The following is a 25,882-nucleotide window of genomic DNA, read 5'->3' on the forward strand; positions in this document are numbered from 1 at the left end:
GAATGTTAATATTTACTTAAATAAAAATGAAGAAAAAGTTTGAAATGAATTTAATAACTTTACTTATTCGCAACGAATTGAATATCTTATTAACTTTTATATAACACACAATAAAGGCAATGAGAAACATGAATAAATATATTTTATGTTATCGATCTGAACAAGGTAATCGCCATTGTAAAAACCCTCGTGGTGAATATATAATTGGGATTGATAAACAAGATGTAGATATCACAATTCAACCTGAGACTGAGAATATTTAATCAATAAATATGATGAAAAGAATTTAATTATCTTAAAAACAAATAAAAAATAACCTTAATTGGTTATTTTTTAAATACTATTTGTTAGTTGTCTAATAGCATCTTTTTGTGCTTGTTTTTTGTTGTTTACTTTAACTTGTTTTTTAACATTTTTAATTTGACCTGTTTTTAATGCTAATTCTGTTGCATAATCAGGTCCTCGTAAATGTTTTTCGTGGGCAATAACAGCAGTTCTTAATTCTCTAATTTCTGCTTTATATTTTTTAATTTTTTTAGCAGATAATCCAAGAATACCAAGACTACCCATTCCACCAGCACCCGCTAACACAAGTAAAGCAATTACTATTTCATTACTAATTTCCATTTCTTTATTTCCTTTCCTATCCTTACTCAAACAGTGGCCATCTATCCTTTCAGAACAAAATAATTTATAAATTAAACTATATAACCACCCAAAAATATCAACCGCCCCTATATATAGTTTATTTTAAATTTAATTCTTTGTTATTTTCTTCTTGTTTTTTAGTATATTCATCTTGCATATTTTTAAATATTTCTTCTGTTATACCATCCAAATTATTTCATTGTCTTGCTATTCTTGGTTGAACAACACGAGAATTAATTCGACAATCTAAGCAATGTCTTAAATGGTCTTTTTTTCATTTTGATTTATCAATTCAAATGATAATTAAAGAAATTATTAAAGTAATTAAAGGTAATATTGTAAATACTAATCCCAGTTTAGAAACTTTTAATCGTGGAATATCAATTTTCATATCTACTTTGGGTTTACTACTAGCAACAAATATACCCTGAATTCCGTGTGTAAATAAAGGTGTTAATAAAATAGCAATGCCATTACCTCAATATTGACCATAATTATATCAATTAATATTATCTTTTATTGCATTGATCATGCCATATTCTAATCAAAAATTTAATGCTAAAAATATCAATGTATAAAAACTAACTACTCAACTACGAATTTTATATTTTCTTTCTCATTCTCTAATATCTTTATGAGTTCAATTATAATTCGGAATAGGGTCTTTTTTAAATCAATTTCAAGGTAAGGCACCCTTTAATCAAGTTGTTTTATCTTGTTTCATTAATTAAAAATCCTTTCTAAATTACTTTTTTTCTTTCAATATACAATCCTTTAATTTTAACACTATTTGATATTGATGATAATTTAAACTCACCGTTGGAAAATAATTGAATGGTAATTCAACCACTTGGATTATTTCCATATGATATTACACTTGCTAATTTATCTTGTTTAAGAATAAATATATTGTGAAGTTTTGACAATATATTTATTATTTTGCTTATCAATATAATTTTTATCTAAATCACTATCTTTAATAACATCTGATGGAATTTCACCACCTTGTTTTGCTTTTCAGACATTATTTTCATAATAAATCGTTTCATTATCAAACGGAACAATAAGTTTAATATATTCGTTATAATCAATTTTAGAAAAGTCATTAATAGTAGAAGAATAAATAATATTTATTTAATTATCAGTTTGTAATCGTTCTTTTAATCAAAATAATAATGTTGGATAAAAAGTTTTTTTACTAATATGCTTATATTCTTCTTCTCATGGATGAGCATAATTATCTAAACTATAATTATAAGGTCTAGATACTGTTTTACTAGATATAATATCAATAATTTCACCTGCTAATTTTAAAGCATTTTTTACATCACGAGTAATATTTTCATTTGCTTCGGGGTCATTAGTTTGTGAATATGCTACAACACCTTGTGAAAATGAAGCACTACCAGTTAAATCATTAACTCCTTTTGGTAAATATCAATTTATAACTGCTAATAAACAAGCAGATTGAATATAACTTAATCATTTATCATATTCAATTAAACCAGTATTATCTTTTTTTACTCAAGGAAACAAATCTTTTTTATTAATTTTATCTGAAATTGTTCCACCTGATAATCTATCCATTCATAAACTAGTTTTTAAAATAGCATTATAAATTAAATTATCATTATAAGCAGATTGTTTACGATCATTAATAGGTTGTCAAAGTTTACTTTCTTTAACATCTTCAACTGTTATAAATAACAAATTACTTAAATTATTTTCCATATAAAACACCCCTTAATTGATTACGATATTTATTTTTTAAATTATTTTGTTTATAACTATTAACCTTTCTTTTGGTTTTATTAATTGCTTTAATAGTTTGATTAGCTTTGTAAAACATATTTTTAACTGGTGTTTTATATAAATTCTTAATATTTTTAACATCACTTCGGCGTTCACGATATCATTTTTTATTATTAATTTCACCAGCAAAATTAAAATTAAAATGTCCAATCTTTAAATTATTAATAAACTTTTTAATTTGTTGTAATTTTTGAACTGTTGGTAATGTTAATTTAGTAGTTCCTTTGGGATATTTTTCTTTTAATGCTTGTGGTAATTGTTTTTTAATATAATTTCTTAAATGACTAGGTAATCATTTTCTTAATCAATAACGCCAAAATAAAGTCCCTGCATTAGATACAGCATTACTTAATAATTTTCATATTTCAACTGGAACACTAGGATAAACATGAGGTCCATAAAACTTCGGATGTTTTGCTTTTTTTGTATATATTAAAATAGTTAAATTACCTGTTAAAGTTAACTTATTTGTAATATTAAACATACCACTATCAAGTCAACTACTATTTAAAGGTTGTCAATTAGTATTTAGATAATTTTCATTTTTAAATTGTTCTCTATTTTTAATATTATTATCTTTTTCTAATTGACTTAATATTTGTTGTATTTCTTTTTTATGACCTTTTTTAATTAAATATAAATAAGTAAATGGATTTAATCACTGATAAATATCTTCAACTTTACTTGTAATTTTATTATATTTATCAGTAATATAATTAATTGGTTTTAATACTTTATTTTGAACTTGATTAACTCTATTAATTAAATTTACAAATTTACTTATTAAAGGTTTATTTTCTAAATTAGATACTAATAAAGTTAAAACTCGTAAAATTAGTAAGTTCATTGTTTATTAAGAATTTTTAATTACTACCTCAATTGGATTTGTTTGACCAGTAGCATTGTTTTTACCCTCAATTTGAACTTCAACAGTTTTATCATTTGTAATATTAATTGGTCAATCTTCACCCTTAGCTTCAATAAAGTAATCATAATCATTCTCAGTTAAAGAACTATCTATGGCTTTAACTGCTTTTAAAACGACAGCTTTAAATTGTGGTTTTAATTGTTCGGCTGTTGTTTGAGTTGGATCGTCAACATGAATAGTTGGTTTATCTAATTTATTAATCCCACTAATATCAATTTTATTTGATGATGGAATTACATAATCAACAGAAACTCTAAATGTTTTATTAAGATTACTTTTAGCAGTATTAATTTCTGCTTGTGTAGGTGCTTTTTCTAAAATAATTTTACATGTTTTTGGATATAAAATAGTTGGTGTTGCATATTGTACTTTACCAATTCATTTATGGTTAGCAGTATCATTATCTAAAACTTGTTGAATAGCATCATCCATATTAATTGGATATGCTCATACTTGTTTATTAATAATTAAACCATTTACATTAGTAAAATTATAACCTTTATCACGATTAACTTGTCCTTTTGTATATGTTTTTTCTAAATGAAAACTTTTAGATACAGGAATACCCGTTGCAGTATTTTCATATAATTCACCATTAACCATTGCTTTTAATTGGGCTTGTGAACCAATTACTTTTAAATACGCAGGTGTTAATCCTAAATAGGCTCTACGACCTAAAACCATAAACATTTTATCTGTTGGTAATCCAAAATATAAATTACTAATTTGATTAGTTAATTCAATCAAAGTTTCATTTAATGTAAAGAATGCCTTATTTGCATCATCAGCATTTTCTGCTGTATAACTACGAAATGGAATTACTTCATATTGACCACCTGCTAAACAATAATCATAAATAGCCTGAATTAATTCACATTCTAAATTAACAAATTTATTTTGTACAACACTAGAAATAGCATCAGCAATAACACCATTTTTAATATTTTTTTCTATTAATGCTAAGTCAAAAGCCTCACTCATTAATTTTAAATTAAATCTCTTATCAATCGGAACTGGAATTCTTGTTAATCCCATTGTTTGAGTTGTTCCACCATTTGGTAATGAATAATCATCTTGTCATACCACACGATGAGTTAAATTATATAGTGCTTGTCCTGCATTAGGTAATCAAGCAACTTGTTCTGCGGTTGCAGTAGCATACTGCATAATACTTGCATATTCATTATATAAAGGTCCACGCAATAAAGCATTAACCATATCAACATAGGCTTTTTGACCTGTTGTGTTACCTTGTAATGTAAAAGGTACTTGTGGCAAATTAATTGTTGCCATAATTTCACCCCCCTATTATCTAAGGTTTTTAAGTGTATAATCAGTTAATTTTTTAATTTCTTCTGGAGTATATGCTCCTTTTTCTTTAATAATTTCAATTTCATTATTTTTATTTTCAACCGAATTTTCAATCATTTCTTTAATAAAATTAGTTGGTGAAACTGATGGTTGTTCTTCAACAAACAAATCAGGTTTTAATTCTTTTAAAGTTTGTATTTTTTCACTTAAAGAACTACCACTAACTTTATTTAAATTAGTTTTAATATCTTCAATTTTAGTCGATGGAACATTTTTAAATGCTTTTAATTCATCTAATTCATTAGATAATTTAATAAAGTCTTTTTTTGATATAACATCTTCGCGTTTTTGCACACTTTCTCTGATTTGCTTTGCTTCATTATTAAACTGATTTAAGATATTTTCAGCAATCTCTTCACTTAAACCTTGTTCGATTAATTGTTCTTTTGTAAGTGCCATTTTATAAACTCCTCTTTTTTTATTCTTGTTCGATTAACAAGTCAGCATAAACTCTTTTTTATGGAAAAAGATTAAAACGTAATTTAATTATATACCAATAGTTTATAAATACAATACTTTATGTATAAAAATACTAAACAAATAAAATAAAAAAATACCTAAGGTTACCCGCATTTACAATGCGATTAGGTCATCCGGATACTCGAAACCGTAATTACTTAGGACTTACATATAAATTATATCATTTATAAAGTCATTTATCTATATTTTAATAATATTTAATATAATATAAATATTAATATATATATATTTTTTTTTTAATAAACTTAATATATTTCATTGCTAATTTATCCCTTAAAACGCGTCATAAGAGCTATTTTTCAAGATAAATTTTTAAAATAATTCATAATATTTTGCTTGCTTATATATATATATATATATATAATTCAATTAGATCTTGATAAAAGGCTTCAAGATTAAGAAAAGGAGAAATACAAGTATGAAAACATTACAAAGTTTATTAAGTGTATTAACAATTAGCGGAACTGCTGTATCAACAACAATTGCTGATTGTCCTTATTATAATAATATTAAAGATTTATCTGAATTAAATTGAACAGGTTTAAATATGACCAAAAATAAAAGAAATACACAAAATAATCAAACTAAACATATATTTAAAACTAATGGAGCTGATAAGCCAACAGAACAACAAATCAAAGAAAAAATAAATGAATTAAATCCCCAAGTAAATATTAATAGTATTAATGTTATAAATATTAGTGAAAATAGTGCAGAAATCACTATAACTGGTTTTAGTGGTAAAAAAACAATTAATTTTACAGTTAATAAATCTATACCTTTAAACAAAGTTATTACAAATACTAATTTGGGAGAAATAGATTTTACAAAATATGGCTATAATGAAATACAAATAGTTAAAGACTTATTAAAACATTTTAATCCACAATTAGATATTTCAAAAGTTGATCTTAAAGGTTTTTCTATAAATAGGTCCACAATTAAATCAACCGATACAAGCATTTATACTGGTGAAATAGATGTTAATTATTCTCGGCCAGTAAAATCAGTTTTTAAAAACACTGAATTAGGATTAATTAGAATTAATGGTGTTGATAAACCAACAGAACAAGAAATTAAAAATAAAATAAAAGAATTAAATAAAGATTTAGAAAATAATATAAATGATTTTGAAGTTAGAGATATAACAACAACAAATGCAAAAATAAGTTATAAAAGACAAGATATTTTAAGTGGTGAAGTTATAGTTAAATTTATATCTAATATTAATTTAAATAAAATTATTAAAAATAATAATTTAGGTGAATTTAAAACTGAAAATTTATCTAATCCAACAAAAGAACAAATTAAAAATAAACTAAAAGAAATGTATACCGACTTAGATATTACAAAAATCAACGTTGAGAATATTACTAACAGTAGTGCAAAAATCACTTCCGCTGATGAAAATGTTTATACTAATAATGTAAATGTTAACTATACTGTTTCAGTAGAATCACTTAATTGATAATAAAAGAGGAAATAATCAAATGAAAAAAATATTAAGTCTTATAGGAACAATCACTTTAATAGGAACAAGTACAACAAGTTTAGTTGCTTGTAATAAAATACATGATCAATATACACCCGAAGAATTAAAAGAACTTAAAGAGAAAAACAAAATAAATACAAAAGATGAAACTATTAAAAACAACTTAGAATGAATAGCACCACAAGAAAAACCATTTAATGAGGTTGATAATAAATGATATTATGTATTATGACGTGGTGATAAAAATGATGATTGAAAAATTGTCAAATTTAAACATAAAGAAAATAAAGGTTTAATAGAAGATTATAATAATTTTATTATCTGTATAAATAAAGAAAAAGAATTATATATATTCAAAAAACAAGGAAAAATAGGTTTAAGCCAAAAATGAAATAAAAATGATGATTATTTTAAAGCAGTTTATCGTTGAAATTTAACTACACAAGAACCTAATTTAATTATTGATAATAAAGGTAATATAAAAGTTAATGGTGAATAGAAAAAGAAATTTAATTGACATTATCATATTAAATCTCTTTTTATTTTATCTTGGTTTAATTGTTATTTTAACAGGGTTATTACTATTATTTTTAATACCAAATACATTTTCATTGTTAATATCTATTACTAAAGCTTCATCATTACCAAAATAATTAAAAATTTTGTAATTTCCTAAACCTAAAATAAATTTACCTAATACTACTTTTGAAAATCTAATTTTTAATTTTAATTCATTAGTATAATATACCTGTAAATATAATTCTGTAATTTTATTGCTATCATTATCAGATAATTTTGTTATTTGCACTAATAATTTAAGAAAATTTTGTTGTAAATAATTATAAAGACTAAAATAATCTCTGCTTATTAAACCATTAGTTTTAAAAGTAGCAATCGTTTTAATATCATTAGTTATTTCTTTTGTGTCTATTGTAAAAGTATTTGGGAAATTAACATTATCTTGTTGTAATAGACCTTTTTGTTGTAATTTTAAATCTCTTGCTAAAGAAATGTACCCGCCCCTACAATCTCTATCACCAAATATTATATTAAAATATCTTTTTGAAATAAATTTTTCTATTTCTGGTGGTACACATTCAACTTGTAAATTATTAAGATTACTTATTTCAATAGTTTTATATGAACTAATAAATTTATCAATACTTTGAATTGTTGGATCAACTTGTCTTAAATCAATTTCTATTTCATAATAAGCATAATTAAATTTATCATCAAATAAATTAATAGTATCATTATTTTTATTCTTACATTGTGCTGGTGCTGTAATTTTAGTTATTAATGGCTGTGCTGTATTAGCATCTCAGATATCTTTGGTATAAGGTTCATAGTTAGGCATCGTGTAGGTGAAGTGCAACAAATCAACTCAGAAAGGAGTTGATTTTTTAATGGAAAGAAAACATTATTTTATTTTACGGTCCTTAGTAACTAAGTATGGAAAAGATAATGTTATTAATACGGTAAATAATATTGTAATTAATAATGAAAAAGAAGATGAATAAATTATCCGCGTAATTTATTAGCGGTAATTTATTCAATATAGTTTATTTTGAGCGTAGCGAACACGCGAAGCGTGCCGCGAAAATTAGATTTTTAGGAGGAATAAGTTATGCCAGTTTGATTAACGACAATTTTTAGTGTTGTTATTATATTAGGTATTTTTGCGTGAATTGGTTTATCAATTTATCAAAAAATTCGCCAAATTCGAGGAAAGAAAAAAGATAAAAAAGAAATTGAAAATAAGGAGGATAAAAAATAATGTTAGGTATGTATTTAACAACAGCAATTAATTTTTTAGCAGTTGGTGATAAACCTACTATTTCAGATGGAATTGGTTCTATTTGAAGTGGTTTAGGGCAAGCAATGATGAAAGTTAAAGAAGCAATTTATGCTGTATTACCACAATTAATGACCTTTTTAGGTGATGCGTGAATTATTTTAATTCCATTTGGTATTTTTGTTATCATTAAGATTTTAAACTTTTTCCGTGTTATGGTTAAAGTATTTTAATATTTATTATTACTGATCATATATCTTAGCTATGGCACACTAGCTTTTATGTGAGTTGATTAAATAATTTTGTTGTTTATTTTTGTATTACACACTGTCTATAAGTTATTATTGAAATTATTAGTAATGAAATAATTGTTTTAAAGTAGGATTTAATAAAAATAAGAATATTTTTATTAAGGGTCATATTAATAGTAGTTTTGGAATATAAATTTTTATAATATTCTTTATAAATATATCTACTTTCTTTTTAAAATTTGTAGGCAGTGTGTAGTGCAAAAATATCAATTTAATTATAAATGATTAATTTTATATTTTAATAACTATTATCTTTAATTTTGTCGAAAACTCTTGATATTTATAAAATATACCTAAAATTAGGTATATTTTTAATATATAGAGGTAAATAAATGATGAAAAAAATAATTACAGAATTAATAAATAGCTTAACAGATGATCAATTTTTAGAATTTTATGAAAAAATAAAACAACAAGCAGACTTAATTAAAAAACAAAAACGTTTAAATGAAATTGATCAAAAATTTAGAGATAAAGGCATTATATGTCCTAATTGCAAATCTTTTCATTGTGTTAAAAATGGTCATAATTCCGAAGGAAAACAAAAATATTTATGTAAAAAATGTCGTGCTAGTTTTGATGCATTTCGTCATCATTTTACTTATTGAAGTCATTTAAATTATGAACAGTGAAATTTATTAATTCAAATTTCATTGTTAGGACAATCTAGTAAAATAATTTCTCGTTTTATTAAAACAACCCCAAAAACCGCTTGATATAATCGACAAAAATTAATGCAATCAAAACAATTAGAAAATACACAGTTAAAATTTAAAAAATTAAATGGTCAAATCCAAATGGATGAAACATTTATTAAAGAAATTCATAAAGGCAATTTTAAAGATAAATTTGATAAACGAAAAACTCATCTCGATCCATTTTCAACTGATACCAAATGCTGTATTCAAATGGCAGTTGATAGCAATAATAATATTTTTGTTCAATCCACCAATACCAAAAGATTACAAAAACAATGGATTATTGAAAATATGAATAAGCAACTAATTAAAGAAAAATCAATAATTATTTCTGATATGCAACCACTATATTTATTAGTAGCAAAACAAACAAATTCTACTCTATATTCCACCAAAACTAGTACAAACCCTGATACTAGTTATCAAAAGTTAAATAAGATTAGTAAATTACAATCCAGTCTTAAAGAAGCCTTAATTCATTATCATGGTTTGGGTTTCACTAATATTCAAAATTATTTAAAGCTCTGAAAATGAAAATACCAACACAAAGGTTTAACACCAAACCAACAATCAACGGTATTATATTTTAACGTTTAAAAAATTTAAAGCAAAATCATAATCTTACACAAAATTAGTTTTCAAATTGTCATATTGATGATTTTTTTTATTTCATCAAGAGTTTTCGACAAAATTAAAGACTATTATCTTTAATTTTGTCGAAAACTCTTGATATTTATAAAATATACCTAAAATTAGGTATATTTTTAATATATAGAGGTAAATAAATGATGAAAAAAATAATTACAGAATTAATAAATAGCTTAACAGATGATCAATTTTTAGAATTTTATGAAAAAATAAAACAACAAGCAGACTTAATTAAAAAACAAAAACGTTTAAATGAAATTGATCAAAAATTTAGAGATAAAGGCATTATATGTCCTAATTGCAAATCTTTTCATTGTGTTAAAAATGGTCATAATTCCGAAGGAAAACAAAAATATTTATGTAAAAAATGTCGTGCTAGTTTTGATGCATTTCGTCATCATTTTACTTATTGAAGTCATTTAAATTATGAACAGTGAAATTTATTAATTCAAATTTCATTGTTAGGACAATCTAGTAAAATAATTTCTCGTTTTATTAAAACAACCCCAAAAACCGCTTGATATAATCGACAAAAATTAATGCAATCAAAACAATTAGAAAATACACAGTTAAAATTTAAAAAATTAAATGGTCAAATCCAAATGGATGAAACATTTATTAAAGAAATTCATAAAGGCAATTTTAAAGATAAATTTGATAAACGAAAAACTCATCTCGATCCATTTTCAACTGATACCAAATGCTGTATTCAAATGGCGGTTGATAGCAATAATAATATTTTTGTTCAATCCACCAATACCAAAAGATTACAAAAACAATGGATTATTGAAAATATGAATAAGCAACTAATTAAAGAAAAATCAATAATTATTTCTGATATGCAACCACTATATTTATTAGTAGCAAAACAAACAAATTCTACTCTATATTCCACCAAAACTAGTACAAACCCTGATACTAGTTATCAAAAGTTAAATAAGATTAGTAAATTACAATCCAGTCTTAAAGAAGCCTTAATTCATTATCATGGTTTGGGTTTCACTAATATTCAAAATTATTTAAAGCTCTGAAAATGAAAATACCAACACAAAGGTTTAACACCAAACCAACAATCAACGGTATTATATTTTAACGTTTAAAAAATTTAAAGCAAAATCATAATCTTACACAAAATTAGTTTTCAAATTGTCATATTGATGATTTTTTTTATTTCATCAAGAGTTTTCGACAAAATTAAAGACTATTATTAAAAATTAAATAGTATTTTTCAGTGTGTCAATTTTTATTATTTTATATATTTAACATTGTTAATAACATTGTTTATTAAACATTAAATAAACAATATATAGCATTATGTATAACATTGTTAATAATCAGTGTTTTTATCAATAAGTAAACAATATATAAACATTAAATATAACATTGTTTATTAAATAAATATTTAGTTAGGAGTTGATAAAATTGAGTAATTTTGTTAAGAAAAATCAAAATATAGAAAATTATTTTATTCGTAAAGAGTTGATAGTTTTTGAAACAGAAAAAGCAATTTTTATAAATTTACCTAATCATAATCGTCATATTGGTTTTTGGTTGAGTAATAAATTTATTTATCTGAGTGAAAAACACTCAGAACAAGTAGCAATCTGTTTGATTTATGATAATTCTTATCCTATTGTAAAATATGATGAAAATTTAAAACGTCATGTGTGAAAATATTTAACTGGAGCAGAACTAATCAATTTGTATAATCAATACAAATAAAATTATTTTACACAAATGAAAAAAGCAATATTTCCTGGTGAACCTCAAAAAGTAAAAACAACTAACAATAATTTAACAAATTGAAGTGATGAAAAAGTAGATAAATTAATTAATGACTTGAAGGACTTAAATTAATGGGTTTATATGATTATTGAGTTCAATTTGTTAGTTATATTATTGGTTCAAATGCTCATGAATTTTTATATGTCATATCATTTGTATTATTTATCGTTTTATTTTTGGGGATGTTTTTTAAACTTATTCAGAAAATGTGGAGTTTTTAAATATGCAAAATGATTGAGAAAAATTAAAAGAGTTTTTTATTTATGTATTTTTGTTTATAGATAAAACGAATGTTGAAATTATTACAACTTGAAATTTAAATCAAAATGAATATTTAACTCTTATGATTGGTATTTGAATTGTGATTTTATTTTTAACGTGGTTTTTATTGTGAATGGTTTTTAAAATAGTTGGGTATTTTAAGTAATGAAAAAATTTATATTTTTCTTAAAAAATTATTGTTATATTGGTGGTTCAATGATTTTGTTTAGTTTAATTGATTTATTACTTTGAATAATTTCATTAAATTATACCGGTTTAGTATTTTGATTATTGTTTGCTTTGCAATGTGTTTATTTTGTCTGATGAGTTTGAAAAAACATATTTTATCAGTTGAGTGCTTTTCGTTTAGTTAATTTTGTTTGAGATAATCCGTTATCAGTAATTATTGGTAAGTTAGGGACGGGAAAAACTTTACTTTTAACTTATTTATCACAAACTATGAAACTATTAACAGATAAGATTTATAGTAATTATCCGTTAGAAGATGATAAAGTTAAAGTTTTAACATTTAAAAATTTAGATTTTACAGATAGAACAAAACCAGTTCCCCCAGATGATAGTGTTATTTTATTTGATGAAAGTTATTTATATATTGATGGAACTAGTCCCCACGATGAGAAAAAAGTTCGTAGTGGTAAAATTCCGTGAATTGTATTAGCAAGACATTTTGGTAATCGTGCTTTATTTACTGCTCAGCGTGAGGGTATGATTTGAAATAATATTCGACAATTAGCAAGTGGTATTATTATTCCAATTTCATTGAAAAAACCTATTGCTAAAAAAGGATTTAATTTTTTTAATCTTTTCTTTATTATGCGAATTGGTATTTTTCAAGATATTACAGATTATGAAATTTGAAAAACAAAATCAGTAGAACGAACAGCCGAAGGTAAACGAGCAAAACATAAGTCGGATGTTGGGTTAGGAATTCGGTTTTTTAAAATAATTATTCCATTAGAATTTGCACAGAAATATGATAGTAAATGATTAAAGTTTGTTCGTGATTTAAAAAATGATGAAATAGTTAATTATAAAGAATATTATTGGTCAGAAATTACTAAATTAAGTGTTAAAGAGCGTTTAGCATTGTTTGATATTGATATTTTGAAAAAAAATTTAAAACCTAAAAAAGAAAAAGGAAGTGATAAAGATGATTAATTTATTATCAGAAAGTAATAATTGAGATAAGATTTTTAGTTTGATTTTTGATGTATTTTTGTTTATTTTTGATGTAATTTGAAATACTAAATTACCAATGACAAATACAACTATTGCTTATTTTATTATCTTTTTTATGGTTGTTAAGTTATCAATTTATGCTATCCACGGAACAAGAACACAATATAATGAATTAGGTTCAACTGTTAAAAACAATACATCAAAATTGTATGCTTCAACAGTACGTGGTGTTAAAAAAGCACATAAGGCTAATAAAAATGGTCGGTGAAAGGAAACAGATTAATGATTAGATTAGTTTTATTAGTTGCTGCAATTGCTATTTTTGGTACTAGTTTTATTACGGTGATTATAAATCAATTAACATCAGCAAAAAATATCATTATGGATTTATATAACTCAGATACTTTTTTACTTTCTTTGTTTGGTAAAATGGCAATTTTGTTTAGTCATCCATTAATGTTAACAATATCAAGTTTATATATTGTTGGGTTTATTGTTTCAAAAACATTGTATAGTTGGGGGTTGAATTATAAATATGAAAAAATCATTATCTTTATTTGCCATATCTATTTTAGGTATTTTAGGTTTAATTATTCCATTTATTACTTTAACAGCATTTAAACACTTAAATCAGCAGAATTATACTGTTAATTAACAAACAATGGGAATGAATGAAACTGATTTTATTAATACAATGTTTTTACGCAGTAGTTTTTTTGAAAACTGGTCTGAAACAAATTACTTTATTAATCCAACTCTAAAAACATCACAAACATTAACTTATAATGATAAATGATATTTAGACTTTTTAAAGGATAGTTATTCAACGGGAATTTCATTTGATAAGCCTAGTGATGAGTTTATGGATTTATATAAAAATTGAGATACTTATGCTAAACAATATAATATTGATAAATTCTATTATGTTGATAAAAAACAATTTTTAAAAGAATTAACTAATTTTTCTTATTCTTTTGCTAAGTATTTTAATACTGTGGAAGTTATTAATAAATTAGAAAGAGGTATTGATAATTTACAATTAGTTAAAATGATTAATGAGTTTTGAATACAAATTCCTAGAACACAGGCACCTAATAAAGAATTTTTAACTGCTACTAATAAATGATATTTTTATGGAGAAAAAAGAAATGGTCAATATTTGCTTACAAAATTTTATTTTGATAATAATTTTATTAAAAATCAAAACACTTGATGACAACACTTAAAAAATGATTCAGATTTTATTTGAAACTATAATTTAGTATATCGTTGAGATGGAAACGGTGAACCAGAATTACCAGTTGTTGATAATGATGGCAAATTAAAATTATATACTGAATATTATCAAAATGTTCGTTCTTTTTTGCTTAAATATATTGATGTTATTGTACAAGAAAATATCCGAATTCAGCAAGGTGGTAATCCAAACTATGATGACCCAAATTTGGGTAGTGAAAGAATAATTTTTGATTTTGAAATTATTAATAATATGGAAAAATTAGATTGAAAACCTGATGTTATTTTAACTAGAAAATCAATTTATCGGATGATTTTAACAATTGATGAAAATAAAAATATTATTGCTGGTAGTTTAGAATTAACACATTTTAAACAATATTGGGATGGTAATAATGCAAATAGTTATTGGTATACTGATGATTTAGGTTTTTTATTTTCTTTCATAAAAGAAAAAGAAGATACTTTTAATTTTAGTGCTGAAACTTATAATTATTATCAAGGTAATTCTCCTAATATTGGTAAAATGGTTTTTGAACAGATGAAAGGTCAAATTGATATTAATAAATTTTTAAAAGCCTTTTTTACCCATGCTTTGGTACCTGTATTTCAAAATCGCAGTAATTTTATTGAAAGTGGTTATATTGATAATTTACAGTATGATACTGTTTTAATTAATTTTTTTGGTTTAAAATTGATTAATTTTAGAGATGTTTTAATTGATGAAACTAATACTAATAAAAATCAATTTGAAAAACTATTAAATAGTATGTTTACGGTTTCCCAAAATTTTTATAAAGATTATTTACGTACCATTTTTGATTTAGAAAATGATACTTATGTACAAGGATATAATAAAAAATATGGTTTATTAGCAAATAATGGTTTTAAAATTTATCCTCGTTATTTTTATTTTTCTGATAAATACAATCAATTAGACATTAAATTGTATTCAGCATTTAAAAATCGTTTTTATAATACTAATTATGGTAATGTATTTAATTATGATTTTTCAGTTGCAAATAATTATAATATTAATCAAAATGAAGGTTATATTTTTGAAGGTGCTTTAAAAGATAAATACGGTTTAAAATACAAAAAAATTGAAGAACAAAAAATCGGTTATAATGTTTTTGAATTACAAGCCCAAAAAGAAAATGATATGTACCGTTATTATGATTTTAATTTTGGAATTTATAACTGACAAGAAATAAATAATGGCGGGTTGTTTCCTGATGGACAATGATGACAAGCCCAATATGAAAGTTGTAGTTGATATAATTTAGCGTGTCATATAAAAAATGCTGCAATTTGAATTGTAAATAATATTCCCGGTGTTAAACAAGTAAACGAATTAGCAAGCGGTGTTGGTAAAATATTTCAAACAATATATAGTTTTTTTAGTCAAACATTTGAGGTATGAAAATTTAGTCCAGCATTATATAATACAATAACAAATATATTCCTATTAATTATCTTTATGAAGTTTGTTCGATTAATTTAAAAAAGGACTTGTTAGTCCTTTTATTCTTTTCAATCAATTATTAGTCCTGTGTCTTTATTAATTTCTGGTATTTGTGGTTCATTGTTTTTATTTCAACGATATACTAAATTATAGTTTCAAATAAAATCTGAATCATTTTTTAAGTGTTGTCATCAAGTGTTTTGATTATTAATAAAATTATTATCAAAATAAAATTTTGTCGTTATATAATTATTTTCATATTTATTTATATAAAAATATCATTTATTAGTAGCAGTTAAAAATTCTTTATTAGGCGCCTGTGTTCTAGGAATATTAGTTCATTTGCTATTTTCTGGTAGTTGTTGTGGTTATGGTGTAGGTTTATTACCCCCCCGTTTTCATTATTATTTGGTTTTTCACAACTAATTAATGTTGTTGTACTTGTTGCTGTTAATCCGATTACTCCTAAAATACTTAGTAACTTTTTCATATTTTACTTCTCCTTTATTAAAATTACTTGAATGCTATAATTGATTTTATCATATATCAATAATGTATTAAATAATTTTAATATTAAATTTATAAATTAATGAAAGGTATATAAATGTTATGTATAGTCATTTAAGTTTTATCGATAAGGTTAAATTGGAAAAATTATTATTATCAAAATTATTTTTAAAAAAGAATGGTGAAATAAATATTTCACAAATTGCTAAATGTTTGAACAGAAATCGTAGTACTATTTTGCGAGAAATTAAGCGTTTTAAAACTATTGATGAATATAGTGCTTATAAGTCAGATAAAATGTATTATGAGAAAAGAAAAAAGAATAATAAAAGATATAAGTTTACATAAGAACAATTAAATTTTATTAATATAAGATTTAATGTTTATTGTGATTCTCCATCACAACTTATTCATCGTTATTTTCTAAAGTTTGGTATTAAATTTCCTGTTTGTGTTAAAACATTGTATAAATGAATTCGTTTGGGTTTTTATGTTTTTTTAAAACAGAATTTACGTCATCGTGGTAAAAAATATAAAACAAAAGGAAAATTTGATAATCGTGGTAAATTAATTAATTTTAAATCAATATGAGATATTGAGAATAAAGAGACTGATGTTGGTTGATTTGAAATGGATACCATAGTTGGAAAAGAGCATCAATCTAGTAATTTGGTTTTAGTTGAACAAAATAGTAAAAGTTATTTTGTTATGAAATTAAAAAATCATACTGCTAATGAAGTTGTGGAAAAGTTTAAAGATATTGTTATAAGTAATAATTTATTTGGGAAAATTAAAGGAATAATAACTGATAGAGGAAAAGAATTTAGTAAATGAAGAGAATTAGAAATATTTGCTGAAACACAAGTTTATTTTTGTGACCCTGGTAAACCACAACAAAAACCATTAATTGAATATATGAATTCTGAACTTAGACAATGATTTCCTAAGGGAACTGATTTTAATAATGTTAGTCAACAAAAAATAAATTGAGTAGTTAATGTTATAAATGATAAATTAAGGCCTGTTCTTAATTGAAAAACAGCAAAAGAGGTATTTTCAGATAATTTTAAATAGGTTTATTTTAAGTAATTTAATAAATTATTTTTTAGTGTGCTTAATTTTCCTTAAAATAAAATAAAAACTATAAATATTTTGATTTTTAAAAATTTATAATTGATTTTTTATGATTTTTATTGTATTATTTGACTAATAAGATTTGTTGCACTTCATTTTACATAATTCCTTATATGGTACTGGTGGAAGAACATATTGTGGGTAATTAAATGTTGGTATTTCATAATCATGTGGGAGTAATAAACTAGTTTTATAATTAGTTGTCATATCGCGTAAATAATTATTTAATGTACTTTTTGTTTTACCACGAAAACTCCATACTGATAAGCGTAAATAATCTTCTTCATTATTTGTATATGGGTTATCAGCATAAAAGATAATTTCAAAATTACCTTTATATAATGCTTGAATTGAAAACATATCAATAATATAACTACAATTTGTTCCATCTGGTGTTTGTAAGAATTCGCAATCAGTATCTTTTTCACTATCACTAACTGGTATTTGCGCATCTACTGCTTTGGTTTGTTCATTAATTAAATAAACTCGTTTAGTTTTAGGATTTAATTGTTTTAAATTATAAGTTGAATAAATTAATTCTTCGGTTGGTTTACCATCCTTAGTTAAAACAGTACCTTTGCATTTATCAGTTAATAAAGTTGTAAAACCTAAACTAGTAGCATTAGCACCAAAAATAGCACCAACTTTATCATTACCTTGTTGTCTAAATATTTCAAAGGGTAAATAACCTTTACCTTTTGAGTTTTCAGACCAAAAAGCATCATTATAAAAACTATAAACATTAGAACTCATAAAACCATTAAGAAATTGAAAATTAGGTCAAGTTTTTTTATCTTGGTTAATAACTCATCCTCATGGAATACCAAACGAAATAAAGTTTAAGAATTTACCAACTCCACCTGGAATAGTAAAAGGATTAAATACTAATTTTTGTGTATAGTTTAAAGGTAGTACTGTTATTTGGCGATTAATAAAATTATTCATATTTAAAATATCTCAAACATTACAAGACCCCATTTTATTATATTCAAATTGAACTTGTCCAACTGTATTACCAAATTCATCTTTTCTTATAAAATAAGATGATGCTTGTGTACTAATAATATTATCAACACTACCACTATTTACTTTTACTTTATCTGGTGGTGTAATCATTCAAGTTTTAGACCAATAAAATTCAGAATTATTATCTTCTTCCTTAATAGTTGTGCCAACCGTAGGATTAGTTGCTGTTGAACTTGCTTTATCAGTTATAACAATTCCCTCACTATTTTTTTGATTTCAAAAGTCGTATCTACTTTCCATATCTTGCTTTCAATCTTCATAACCAGTTATCATAGTTGGTTGAATACCTTGAATGTTATATCAACTTACTTCGGGTGATGCATAAGTATTTATTTTATCAGGTGGAGCAGGATACATATTATACATTAATAGATCTCGTGAATTCATTACTTTTTTATTAAATTGACATTTAATAATTGGTCGGCCAATAACAGGCATATTAAAAAAGATAGGATTACCATAAAATTTAACTGCCATTGCTCTAACACCTGGGTCTTTTAATAAAACTTCATCTAATTCAATAGTGGATGTATTTGTTTTTTCATTATAAGTTATTTTAGGAAAACAATAACCCTCGCCCGGGGCCGCTGGTCTGAATAAATTGTCTTACTGATAAACCACTATTACTAATTTTGTCATTAATACTTGAAAAGGTAATTTCTTGTCATAAAAAACTACCATCATAAGGTGAATAATAATTAATAACATTTGATGGATATAATCATTGTCTATCTTGTGGTGCAGAATTAATATCACCACCACCAATATTTAAACCACGATCATTAAATACAGTATAAAAATTATAATAATCATTAATATTTAATTTATTTACATCTTCATCTAAAATTAATAAAGTATATTGTCTTTCAGTTGATTGTTGAGTAAATACTTGTTCAAATTTAGCCTCACCAAATTGAATTGAACTTCTATCATCAATCATATAAGCATCTCAATATTTACCAACCTTAACTTCTTTTGTATAAAAATTATCGGCTTTATTATCATTATTAATAAAATAACTTAATTTATATTGATTTAAGTATGCCAGCATTCTATTAATATCATAAATATTTTCACCATCAATTAATTTTCAATAAATATTATTATTTTCATCTTTTAATTTTATAGCAAAAGGTGTTTCATTATTTGCTCATATTGTTGAATTAACTGGTTGTTTATTAAAATCATCAATTGTTAAAATATTAATTTCTTCACCTTTATATTTTTGGACTATTTTTAAACTATCTTGTCATTGCGCAATAGTACTTTCCATATTATCAAATATTCGTGAATAACTACCATAATCACTGGGTTTAGCATTATTTGGTTTTCATCCCGTTTCTGTATCAGGAATATATGAACTATAAACATTAAACGGAAAGACCATTCAATGACGATTGTCTTTTATGTTTTCTCTGATATCTATTAAAGTATCATGGGCTTGTCTTCGTAATTCTTCGATAACCCCTGAGTTAATTCTACTCATTTTTTAATTCTCCTTAATTTCTGTTCTACCTTGTACGGCATTTTGATTATTACCAGTTTCATCATATTCTAGTAATTTATTATTATGTTCTATTTCTTTTGCTTGCATTTTATATTGTCATGCTTCTACTTTTTCAAAATATTTGGTTGCTTCTAATTCATCAATATTTTCATATTCAGTAATTGCTCTTATTGGTTCCATTGTGCCATTATCTAATCTAGCAGTAATTAATTCATTTTGTCGAATTTGATCAACCAAACTTGCACTAATAAAATCAAAACCATATTCTCGTTCACCAACACCATCTCATAAACCATAATATTTTAAAACAGTATCAAACATTTTAGTATAGTATTGCTTACGATATGCTTGTAAATATGCTTGTTTTTCTAAGTCTTTTGTTTTAGTTAATAATGACTGTGTTTTATTTTGGTCATTATCTGATTTATCACCAAAAGGACTAGAAAAATGACATGCTAAGTATACTTGTTCAATAATAGCTTTTTGGTCTTCGGTATATGTTTCTAAGGTTGGTGTACCTTGTACTACTTGTAAAGATTGGGATAATTGACCATCTACTGCTGATTGACCTGATTGAATAAAAATATCATCAAAAGCGTCTTGTAATACTTTTTTATTGCCTTTGTTATAAGCAGTCATTAAATCATCATCTAATACCCCATATCAATGAGTACGATTTGCTCATCTTTCTTTTGATTTAATATTAAAACTATCTTATAAATCAAATTGTAATTTATAACAATTTGCCATTGTAGGCCATGGGTTTAATGTAGTTGATGTAGATAAAAATAAAGGGTTGGGTTCATTAATCATTTCTCAAAAAGGGACAATACCTAATTTGTTTTTAAATTCTTGTACTAAAATAGGTTTAACATCATCTTTAATTTGTGTTTTACTTTGTCCAACAACTACTTCATTATTTTTAGGTCAACCTTTTATAACTATTTTATCTTTGGTACAAATTAAATTTAAAATAAAACCACTATCTGATTGATGATAATTTAATCAAATATCAGCACCTTGTTCAATTTCGTTTATTTTACTTACACGAGATGTAAAGTTAAAAGGGTTAATTCATAAATCAATATTGCCGTCATTAGTCTCTAATAAACCAAAGATAGTTTTACCCATTAAACTTGCTGTTAATTCATTTTTATCTAATTTTTCTTTTATTTTATAAGTTTCATATCATCAATTTAATTTTTCTAAAATGTCTTTACGATGAGACTTAAATAAAATATCTTTACCATTAACTAATCTCATTTGATGACTAGCAATAATATTGGCTAAATTAATAGTTCAATCATAATTATAAAATTTTAAAACACTATTAATATCATTTAAGTTTGGTAAACTATGGAAAGTATTATTAATTGTTATTTTGCTCCTTTAATTTTAAAATAAGTGCATAATTAATAATATTTACTGTTAATAAATTTGGTTCATTTGCTAAAACTTGTACACATACTTTAACTTTTTGATATTTATTAATATATTCGTTATATAAATTTAAATTACATATTGCGATATTATCTTTATTTAATTCTTGACAAAGTCTTTTTTTAACTTGTCCACAAACAGACATATATGGTCTTTTTGCATTTATTACACGTTCATCATGTATTACATAAATATCTTTTTTCATTAAGTTATTCACTCCCTTTGTTGTCATAATTTATAATCTGCTGAACTATTATGTTTAACCATTGGTACTAATTCAAAGTGTAAAGCATAAAAATCACTATCAAATGTGTCATCATATAAATCTAACATTCGTTCTTCTCTTGCATCGGGCTTATCTTCTCATTGAATTAATTCATATTGGGTTTTACTTACAGGACATTTTTCTCATAATCATTTTAATTGATTAGTATTTATTAACATTGTAAATGCCTCAATACGATGTTTTATTTTAAACTTCTGCTTTTGTGCTGGTTTAAAATTCATGTATTGACCAAAAGTATAATGGTAGTCGGAAAAAAGTTGAGGTTTTATAAAAATTATAAATAAAGTAATTAAATACAAATTAAAGTAATCGCTTATTAGAGCGATTTTTTTATTTGCATTATTCATCAGATAGTATCTTTAAAATTAAAAATTAACCTATTTTTTCCCTACAAATTAGTTAATTTTTACAATTTCCTTTCTGTGATTTATTATATTTTTTCGGTTTAACAACTAATAATATCATTTTTAATAAAGGTACTATCTGATGAATAATGCAATACTAAAACTTAATATTTTGATGCTTAAAGATGGATAACTCATCTATGGCACGAATCCTTAAAGAAATTGTGAAAGCGATTGGATTTATTCCTATTTATTTCTTTAATTCTCGGCAAGATTAATCACTTGCGAAATGTCAGAGCGCGTGTTTTTTGCTTGTTTTCATAAAAAGAGTGCTGTTAAACCGAAAAAAACAATATCGGACACTAAAAAAAACAAGAGGGTTGGAACTCCAAAAGGTTATTTTCTTTATATAAAGTTGTCTAGGGATGGATGAAGCGTAATTAATAACTGGGTAAATTTGTTTTACTTCCGTTGGGGGATAAACTCTGTCTAAATATAAAGTTTAGTATCGCCATCCACCTCACTTTGGGGGTGAGTGGTGGCGAATTAAGATAATTAAATCAAAATATAAATATACTTACTAAATATCAAAATATTAACCAACAAAGGTATTTTATGTTTATTTAACAAAATAAGAAGAAAGGAATAAAATATTATGCAAGAATATAAAAGTAAATATATTAATAAAACTTGAAGTGAAATAACAACTTCGTTTGATTGAGTTAATTGTCAACCTGTTAATTGTCGTATTTCGCATCACAAAAATCATTATGATTTACAATGTTTAGAATGAACAAAAATGTATTTAAACTTATTTGAAAATAAATGAGATGTTATTGCTTCTTATATGCAACATTACAAAATTAACGATATTTTGGATTTAGCTTCCGATGGATGAAAAATATTACAAATTGACCAAAAAATCAAAGAAATAAATTAAAATATATTATTGCAATTGACCCTGCTGGAATTGGACAAACTGGTATTATTATTTATAATGTTTTGCAAAAGAAAATAATTAATAATATTACTTTTAATTCTAACTATGAAGAAGAAGCAATAAATAACATATATCTAATATTAAATGATTTTAAAAATAAAATTTGTTCTTATTTAAATAAAGTTATTGTAATAATTGAAGATTATCAACTTCATAAAGGTTTAAAAATAACAAATCCATTATCTACTCCTAAATTCATTGGTTGTTTAAAAGTTTTATGTAAATATCACTTTAATTTAAATTATATTTTACAATCTCCAATTGTTAAGAAAAAATATCTTTATAAAGGAAATATTAAAATGACAGAACATGAACATGATGCTTGGAAACATTTACAATATTTTTTAACAAAAGGAGTTGATAAAAATGATACAAACAAAAAGTAATTTAACTAAAAAATCAATAACTAATAAACCTAAAATAAAAAATAAAAAAATTAATAAGTTAGAATTAACTGTTAGACTACATGAAAACCCGATTAAAACTAAAATTAAAGCACTGGTTGCTGGTGGTGTTGAAGTTGATGCTTGTTCGGCTAAATGTCAATGAGACGGATTAAATTACTCAACATTATCAATATATAACCAATCTATTTTAACTGATTTTTTGAAATTAAAAAAAGATGATGAGATAAAAATTAAAGGCTCAGTATTTAATCAGTTAAATATAAAAACTAAACGATATTTTTTATCTTTTCGAGTAGATAGTTTTGAAATTATAAAAAAGGCTATTAGAAAAAGAATAAATACAAATATTAAAAAATAGGAGGAAAAAATGGCATTAAAAAATGTAAAATATGTTCTTGTTGCTGAAAACAATGAACCTATTAAAAGTGAAGATGGTAGTTTAGATATTAAAACTGCTGAAATTATTTTAGAAAATACTGCTGAAGTTGAAGAATTTAATGCAAGTAATTTAGAAAATAGTAATCAACAAATCAACGAACTACAAGCAAAAAATACTGAATTAACTTCACAAGTTGAACAACAAACACTTCAATTAAAACAAATTGAAATTAATAATTTTAATAATTCTTTAACTGATAACGAAGAATTTAAGAATGTTTTATTAAAGTCTTATGATATTACTGATGATATTGAAATCATTAAAACACACTTACAAAGTGTTTATGATGAATTAATTAAGGTACAAACAGTTAATACCGGCGGTGTACCAAAAGTAGAAAACAAAGAAAACAATATTTTAGATACAGATAATGTATTTAATAAATAGAAAGAAGGAAGTAAATTATGGCCCAAAACCCACAAAGAATTTTCGGAGATATTGCTAATCAAGCAACAAAACAAGACCGAGAAACATTTGAACAATGATATTTGCAAACTTATCAACAAAAATTTAGTTGAGAAGCTTTATTTGCGTGAAAAGAAGCAAATAAATTTGGTTTAACATATAAAAGAAAGAAAAATATTAAATATAATGAAGGTCTAGGAAAAGATGGAAAAGTATTTAATACTGATGATAGTCTTTTAAACTACACTGAAGTAAAGTTTGAAGATGGAACAGTTGAATTAGATACAATTTTAACTTTTGCCCGTAAATTAGACCCTGTAGAAAGTGATTTTAATCCTAATCTTTGGGCTGCTGATATTGAGCAAGCAATGGATACTGAAGTTGCTTATAAACGCAATAAAATTTTAGAAATTATTAATAAAGGAATAGTTACAACTATTCAAGGACAAAAAGCAGATGATACAAATGCTTTACAAATCCACGATGAAATAATGGATAAAATATATGAAAACGGCTTTACCCCATCAGAAACAGTTGTATTGGGTTCGGCTGATTTTATTCGTGGAATTCGTAATAAATTACAGTTACAACTTGGAGCAAACGACCAAATAAATAGCGTAATTGAAACAAGTGGAGCAATGAAAACTGTTGAAGGAACAACATATTATATGGTTCCAAAAAAATTACCAATTATTAATAAAGATGGTTCAGAAGGAACAATTAGTTTATTACCAGAAGGTGTTAATGCAATTGCCTTTAAATTTAGCAAAAAATATGACCCTCTTATTTTACGCAAAAAAGACCATACTCCATTAAGGGTGGGTGCTGCTGCGTTAGGTACTGGAATGGGTAATACTTTGATTATGGAAAGAGTTTTATATTTAGGTGGAGCAGTAGTTGAACCTAAGGGAATTATTAAACATATTGTTTCAAAAATTGATATTAGTAAAATTAATAAATTAGATGTACCAACTATTCATGTTGCAGAACCAACACAAGCAACAGCTGAACAATTAAAACCACAATTTAAAAATGTTGTTTTAAAAGCAGTTAAAGCTGTAGATAGTTCTTTAACTGAAAGTGATTTTGATTACTTTGTTGAAAGTAAAGGTGAGGATTGACCAATTAATATTACAAATGATAAAATTGTTGAAGTTCAAATTGAAGGTAAAAACAACGCTATTGGTCAAACAAATTCGATTGATGTTAAAATTAAAAATTATTAATAGTACTAAAAAATAGTACTTTTTCGTTTTA

30 protein-coding genes and 3 pseudogenes are annotated in these 25,882 nt (G+C 24.2%); 19 read left to right on the top strand and 14 right to left on the bottom strand.

Going from position 1 to position 25,882, the window contains the following annotated elements:
• Positions 1–128 precede the first annotated feature (128 nt).
• The gene (locus tag AACK91_RS09465) at positions 129–263 is read left to right on the top strand and encodes a hypothetical protein (protein ID WP_338966180.1); all 135 of its coding nucleotides are present in this window, start codon (positions 129–131) and stop codon (positions 261–263) included.
• A gap of 70 nt (positions 264–333) precedes the next feature.
• Here the strand turns inward: AACK91_RS09465 and AACK91_RS09470 are convergent, their stop codons facing one another.
• The 6 genes from AACK91_RS09470 to AACK91_RS09495 all read right to left on the bottom strand — a co-directional run bounded on the left by AACK91_RS09470 (position 334) and on the right by AACK91_RS09495 (position 5,158).
• Complete coding sequence (locus AACK91_RS09470; protein ID WP_338966183.1) at positions 334–657, bottom strand: hypothetical protein; 324 nt, start codon at positions 655–657, stop codon at positions 334–336.
• 88 nt (positions 658–745) lie between these two features.
• On the bottom strand, positions 746–1,372 hold the full coding sequence (locus AACK91_RS09475) for a hypothetical protein (protein ID WP_338966186.1): 627 nt from the start codon (positions 1,370–1,372) through the stop codon (positions 746–748).
• Positions 1,373–1,782: 410 nt separating this feature from the next.
• Positions 1,783–2,379: a hypothetical protein gene (locus AACK91_RS09480; RefSeq protein WP_338966189.1), complete on the bottom strand. Its 597-nt coding sequence runs from the start codon at positions 2,377–2,379 to the stop codon at positions 1,783–1,785.
• On the bottom strand, positions 2,369–3,307 hold the full coding sequence (locus tag AACK91_RS09485; protein WP_338966192.1) for a hypothetical protein: 939 nt from the start codon (positions 3,305–3,307) through the stop codon (positions 2,369–2,371). The genes AACK91_RS09480 and AACK91_RS09485 overlap by 11 nt, the downstream gene beginning before the upstream one ends.
• Positions 3,308–3,313: 6 nt before the next feature.
• Complete coding sequence (locus AACK91_RS09490) at positions 3,314–4,681, bottom strand: hypothetical protein (RefSeq protein WP_338966195.1); 1,368 nt, start codon at positions 4,679–4,681, stop codon at positions 3,314–3,316.
• Between the two features lie 15 nt (positions 4,682–4,696).
• A complete protein-coding gene (locus AACK91_RS09495) occupies positions 4,697–5,158 on the bottom strand; it encodes a hypothetical protein (RefSeq protein WP_338966197.1) in 462 nt (153 codons plus the stop codon).
• A gap of 499 nt (positions 5,159–5,657) precedes the next feature.
• Here AACK91_RS09495 and AACK91_RS09500 point away from each other — a divergent pair, with 499 nt between their 5' ends.
• Positions 5,658–6,710: a hypothetical protein gene (locus AACK91_RS09500; RefSeq protein WP_338966200.1), complete on the top strand. Its 1,053-nt coding sequence runs from the start codon at positions 5,658–5,660 to the stop codon at positions 6,708–6,710.
• Positions 6,711–6,729: 19 nt separating this feature from the next.
• On the top strand, positions 6,730–7,230 hold the full coding sequence (locus tag AACK91_RS09505) for a lipoprotein (RefSeq protein ID WP_338966202.1): 501 nt from the start codon (positions 6,730–6,732) through the stop codon (positions 7,228–7,230).
• 45 nt (positions 7,231–7,275) lie between these two features.
• Here AACK91_RS09505 and AACK91_RS09510 read toward each other — a convergent pair whose 3' ends face one another.
• Complete coding sequence (locus AACK91_RS09510) at positions 7,276–8,088, bottom strand: hypothetical protein (protein WP_338966204.1); 813 nt, start codon at positions 8,086–8,088, stop codon at positions 7,276–7,278.
• Between the two features lie 270 nt (positions 8,089–8,358).
• Between AACK91_RS09510 and AACK91_RS09515 the strand changes: the two genes are divergently transcribed.
• The 10 genes and pseudogenes from AACK91_RS09515 to AACK91_RS09560 all read left to right on the top strand — a co-directional run bounded on the left by AACK91_RS09515 (position 8,359) and on the right by AACK91_RS09560 (position 16,169).
• Positions 8,359–8,508 carry a hypothetical protein gene (locus tag AACK91_RS09515; RefSeq protein WP_004027793.1) on the top strand — a complete coding sequence of 50 codons (150 nt, stop codon included), beginning with the start codon at positions 8,359–8,361 and terminating at the stop codon, positions 8,506–8,508.
• Positions 8,508–8,759, top strand: a complete 252-nt coding sequence (locus AACK91_RS09520; RefSeq protein WP_338966207.1) for a hypothetical protein — start codon at positions 8,508–8,510, stop codon at positions 8,757–8,759. The genes AACK91_RS09515 and AACK91_RS09520 overlap by 1 nt, the downstream gene beginning before the upstream one ends.
• Positions 8,760–9,169: 410 nt before the next feature.
• Positions 9,170–10,132: an IS1/IS1595 family N-terminal zinc-binding domain-containing protein gene (locus AACK91_RS09525; protein ID WP_338963247.1), complete on the top strand. Its 963-nt coding sequence runs from the start codon at positions 9,170–9,172 to the stop codon at positions 10,130–10,132.
• Between the two features lie 188 nt (positions 10,133–10,320).
• Positions 10,321–11,283 carry an IS1/IS1595 family N-terminal zinc-binding domain-containing protein gene (locus AACK91_RS09530; protein WP_338963247.1) on the top strand — a complete coding sequence of 321 codons (963 nt, stop codon included), beginning with the start codon at positions 10,321–10,323 and terminating at the stop codon, positions 11,281–11,283.
• Positions 11,284–11,605: 322 nt separating this feature from the next.
• Positions 11,606–12,040, top strand: a pseudogene (locus AACK91_RS09535) (DUF3627 domain-containing protein).
• 151 nt (positions 12,041–12,191) lie between these two features.
• Positions 12,192–12,395 (top strand): DUF2649 family protein, encoded by a 204-nt coding sequence (locus tag AACK91_RS09540; protein ID WP_338964616.1) that lies wholly within the window; start codon positions 12,192–12,194, stop codon positions 12,393–12,395.
• Complete coding sequence (locus AACK91_RS09545; protein WP_338966210.1) at positions 12,395–13,408, top strand: hypothetical protein; 1,014 nt, start codon at positions 12,395–12,397, stop codon at positions 13,406–13,408. Before AACK91_RS09540 ends, AACK91_RS09545 begins: the two co-directional genes overlap by 1 nt.
• Positions 13,401–13,661, top strand: a pseudogene (locus AACK91_RS09550) (hypothetical protein); the annotation flags it as partial. The gene AACK91_RS09545 and the pseudogene AACK91_RS09550, both read left to right, overlap by 8 nt.
• Positions 13,662–13,711: 50 nt before the next feature.
• Positions 13,712–14,050, top strand: coding sequence for a hypothetical protein (locus AACK91_RS09555; protein ID WP_338964619.1), 339 nt, complete (start codon positions 13,712–13,714; stop codon positions 14,048–14,050).
• Positions 14,051–14,090: 40 nt separating this feature from the next.
• Complete coding sequence (locus AACK91_RS09560; protein WP_422397298.1) at positions 14,091–16,169, top strand: spiroplasma phage ORF1-like family protein; 2,079 nt, start codon at positions 14,091–14,093, stop codon at positions 16,167–16,169.
• Positions 16,170–16,425: 256 nt separating this feature from the next.
• On the opposite strand, the gene AACK91_RS09565 is transcribed toward AACK91_RS09560, so the two are convergent.
• Positions 16,426–16,620 carry a lipoprotein gene (locus tag AACK91_RS09565; RefSeq protein ID WP_338964334.1) on the bottom strand — a complete coding sequence of 65 codons (195 nt, stop codon included), beginning with the start codon at positions 16,618–16,620 and terminating at the stop codon, positions 16,426–16,428.
• Between the two features lie 119 nt (positions 16,621–16,739).
• Here AACK91_RS09565 and AACK91_RS09570 point away from each other — a divergent pair.
• Positions 16,740–17,711 (top strand): annotated as a pseudogene (locus AACK91_RS09570) (IS30 family transposase).
• A gap of 132 nt (positions 17,712–17,843) precedes the next feature.
• On the opposite strand, the gene AACK91_RS09575 reads toward AACK91_RS09570, so the two are convergent.
• The 6 genes from AACK91_RS09575 to AACK91_RS09600 form a co-directional block, all read right to left on the bottom strand.
• On the bottom strand, positions 17,844–19,274 hold the full coding sequence (locus AACK91_RS09575; protein ID WP_338966213.1) for a hypothetical protein: 1,431 nt from the start codon (positions 19,272–19,274) through the stop codon (positions 17,844–17,846).
• Positions 19,275–19,353: 79 nt separating this feature from the next.
• Positions 19,354–20,283: a hypothetical protein gene (locus tag AACK91_RS09580; RefSeq protein ID WP_338966215.1), complete on the bottom strand. Its 930-nt coding sequence runs from the start codon at positions 20,281–20,283 to the stop codon at positions 19,354–19,356.
• A 3-nt stretch (positions 20,284–20,286) separates the two neighbouring features.
• Entirely contained in the window at positions 20,287–20,943 is a 657-nt protein-coding gene (locus tag AACK91_RS09585; protein ID WP_338966217.1) for a hypothetical protein, read from the bottom strand.
• A 75-nt stretch (positions 20,944–21,018) separates the two neighbouring features.
• A complete protein-coding gene (locus AACK91_RS09590; RefSeq protein WP_338966220.1) occupies positions 21,019–21,567 on the bottom strand; it encodes a hypothetical protein in 549 nt (182 codons plus the stop codon).
• Between the two features lie 106 nt (positions 21,568–21,673).
• Positions 21,674–21,949, bottom strand: a complete 276-nt coding sequence (locus tag AACK91_RS09595) for a hypothetical protein (RefSeq protein ID WP_338966223.1) — start codon at positions 21,947–21,949, stop codon at positions 21,674–21,676.
• The gene (locus AACK91_RS09600; protein WP_338966226.1) at positions 21,949–22,251 is read right to left on the bottom strand and encodes a hypothetical protein; all 303 of its coding nucleotides are present in this window, start codon (positions 22,249–22,251) and stop codon (positions 21,949–21,951) included. Before AACK91_RS09600 ends, AACK91_RS09595 begins: the two co-directional genes overlap by 1 nt.
• A 778-nt stretch (positions 22,252–23,029) precedes the next feature.
• Between AACK91_RS09600 and AACK91_RS09605 the strand changes: the two genes are divergently transcribed.
• Genes AACK91_RS09605 through AACK91_RS09625 form a run of 5 tightly spaced genes read left to right on the top strand, consistent with a single transcriptional unit; the run spans position 23,030 to position 25,851 of the window.
• Positions 23,030–23,314 (top strand): hypothetical protein, encoded by a 285-nt coding sequence (locus AACK91_RS09605; RefSeq protein WP_338966229.1) that lies wholly within the window; start codon positions 23,030–23,032, stop codon positions 23,312–23,314.
• On the top strand, positions 23,269–23,760 hold the full coding sequence (locus AACK91_RS09610) for a hypothetical protein (RefSeq protein ID WP_338966231.1): 492 nt from the start codon (positions 23,269–23,271) through the stop codon (positions 23,758–23,760). Before AACK91_RS09605 ends, AACK91_RS09610 begins: the two co-directional genes overlap by 46 nt.
• Positions 23,741–24,139, top strand: a complete 399-nt coding sequence (locus tag AACK91_RS09615) for a hypothetical protein (protein WP_338966232.1) — start codon at positions 23,741–23,743, stop codon at positions 24,137–24,139. Before AACK91_RS09610 ends, AACK91_RS09615 begins: the two co-directional genes overlap by 20 nt.
• Positions 24,140–24,148: 9 nt before the next feature.
• On the top strand, positions 24,149–24,607 hold the full coding sequence (locus AACK91_RS09620; RefSeq protein WP_338966233.1) for a hypothetical protein: 459 nt from the start codon (positions 24,149–24,151) through the stop codon (positions 24,605–24,607).
• A gap of 17 nt (positions 24,608–24,624) precedes the next feature.
• The gene (locus tag AACK91_RS09625) at positions 24,625–25,851 is read left to right on the top strand and encodes a hypothetical protein (RefSeq protein WP_338966235.1); all 1,227 of its coding nucleotides are present in this window, start codon (positions 24,625–24,627) and stop codon (positions 25,849–25,851) included.
• Positions 25,852–25,882 lie beyond the last annotated feature (31 nt).

This window comes from Spiroplasma endosymbiont of Sarcophaga carnaria (assembly GCF_964019595.1).
Classification (GTDB): domain Bacteria; phylum Bacillota_I; class Bacilli_A; order Mycoplasmatales; family Mycoplasmataceae; genus Spiroplasma; species Spiroplasma poulsonii.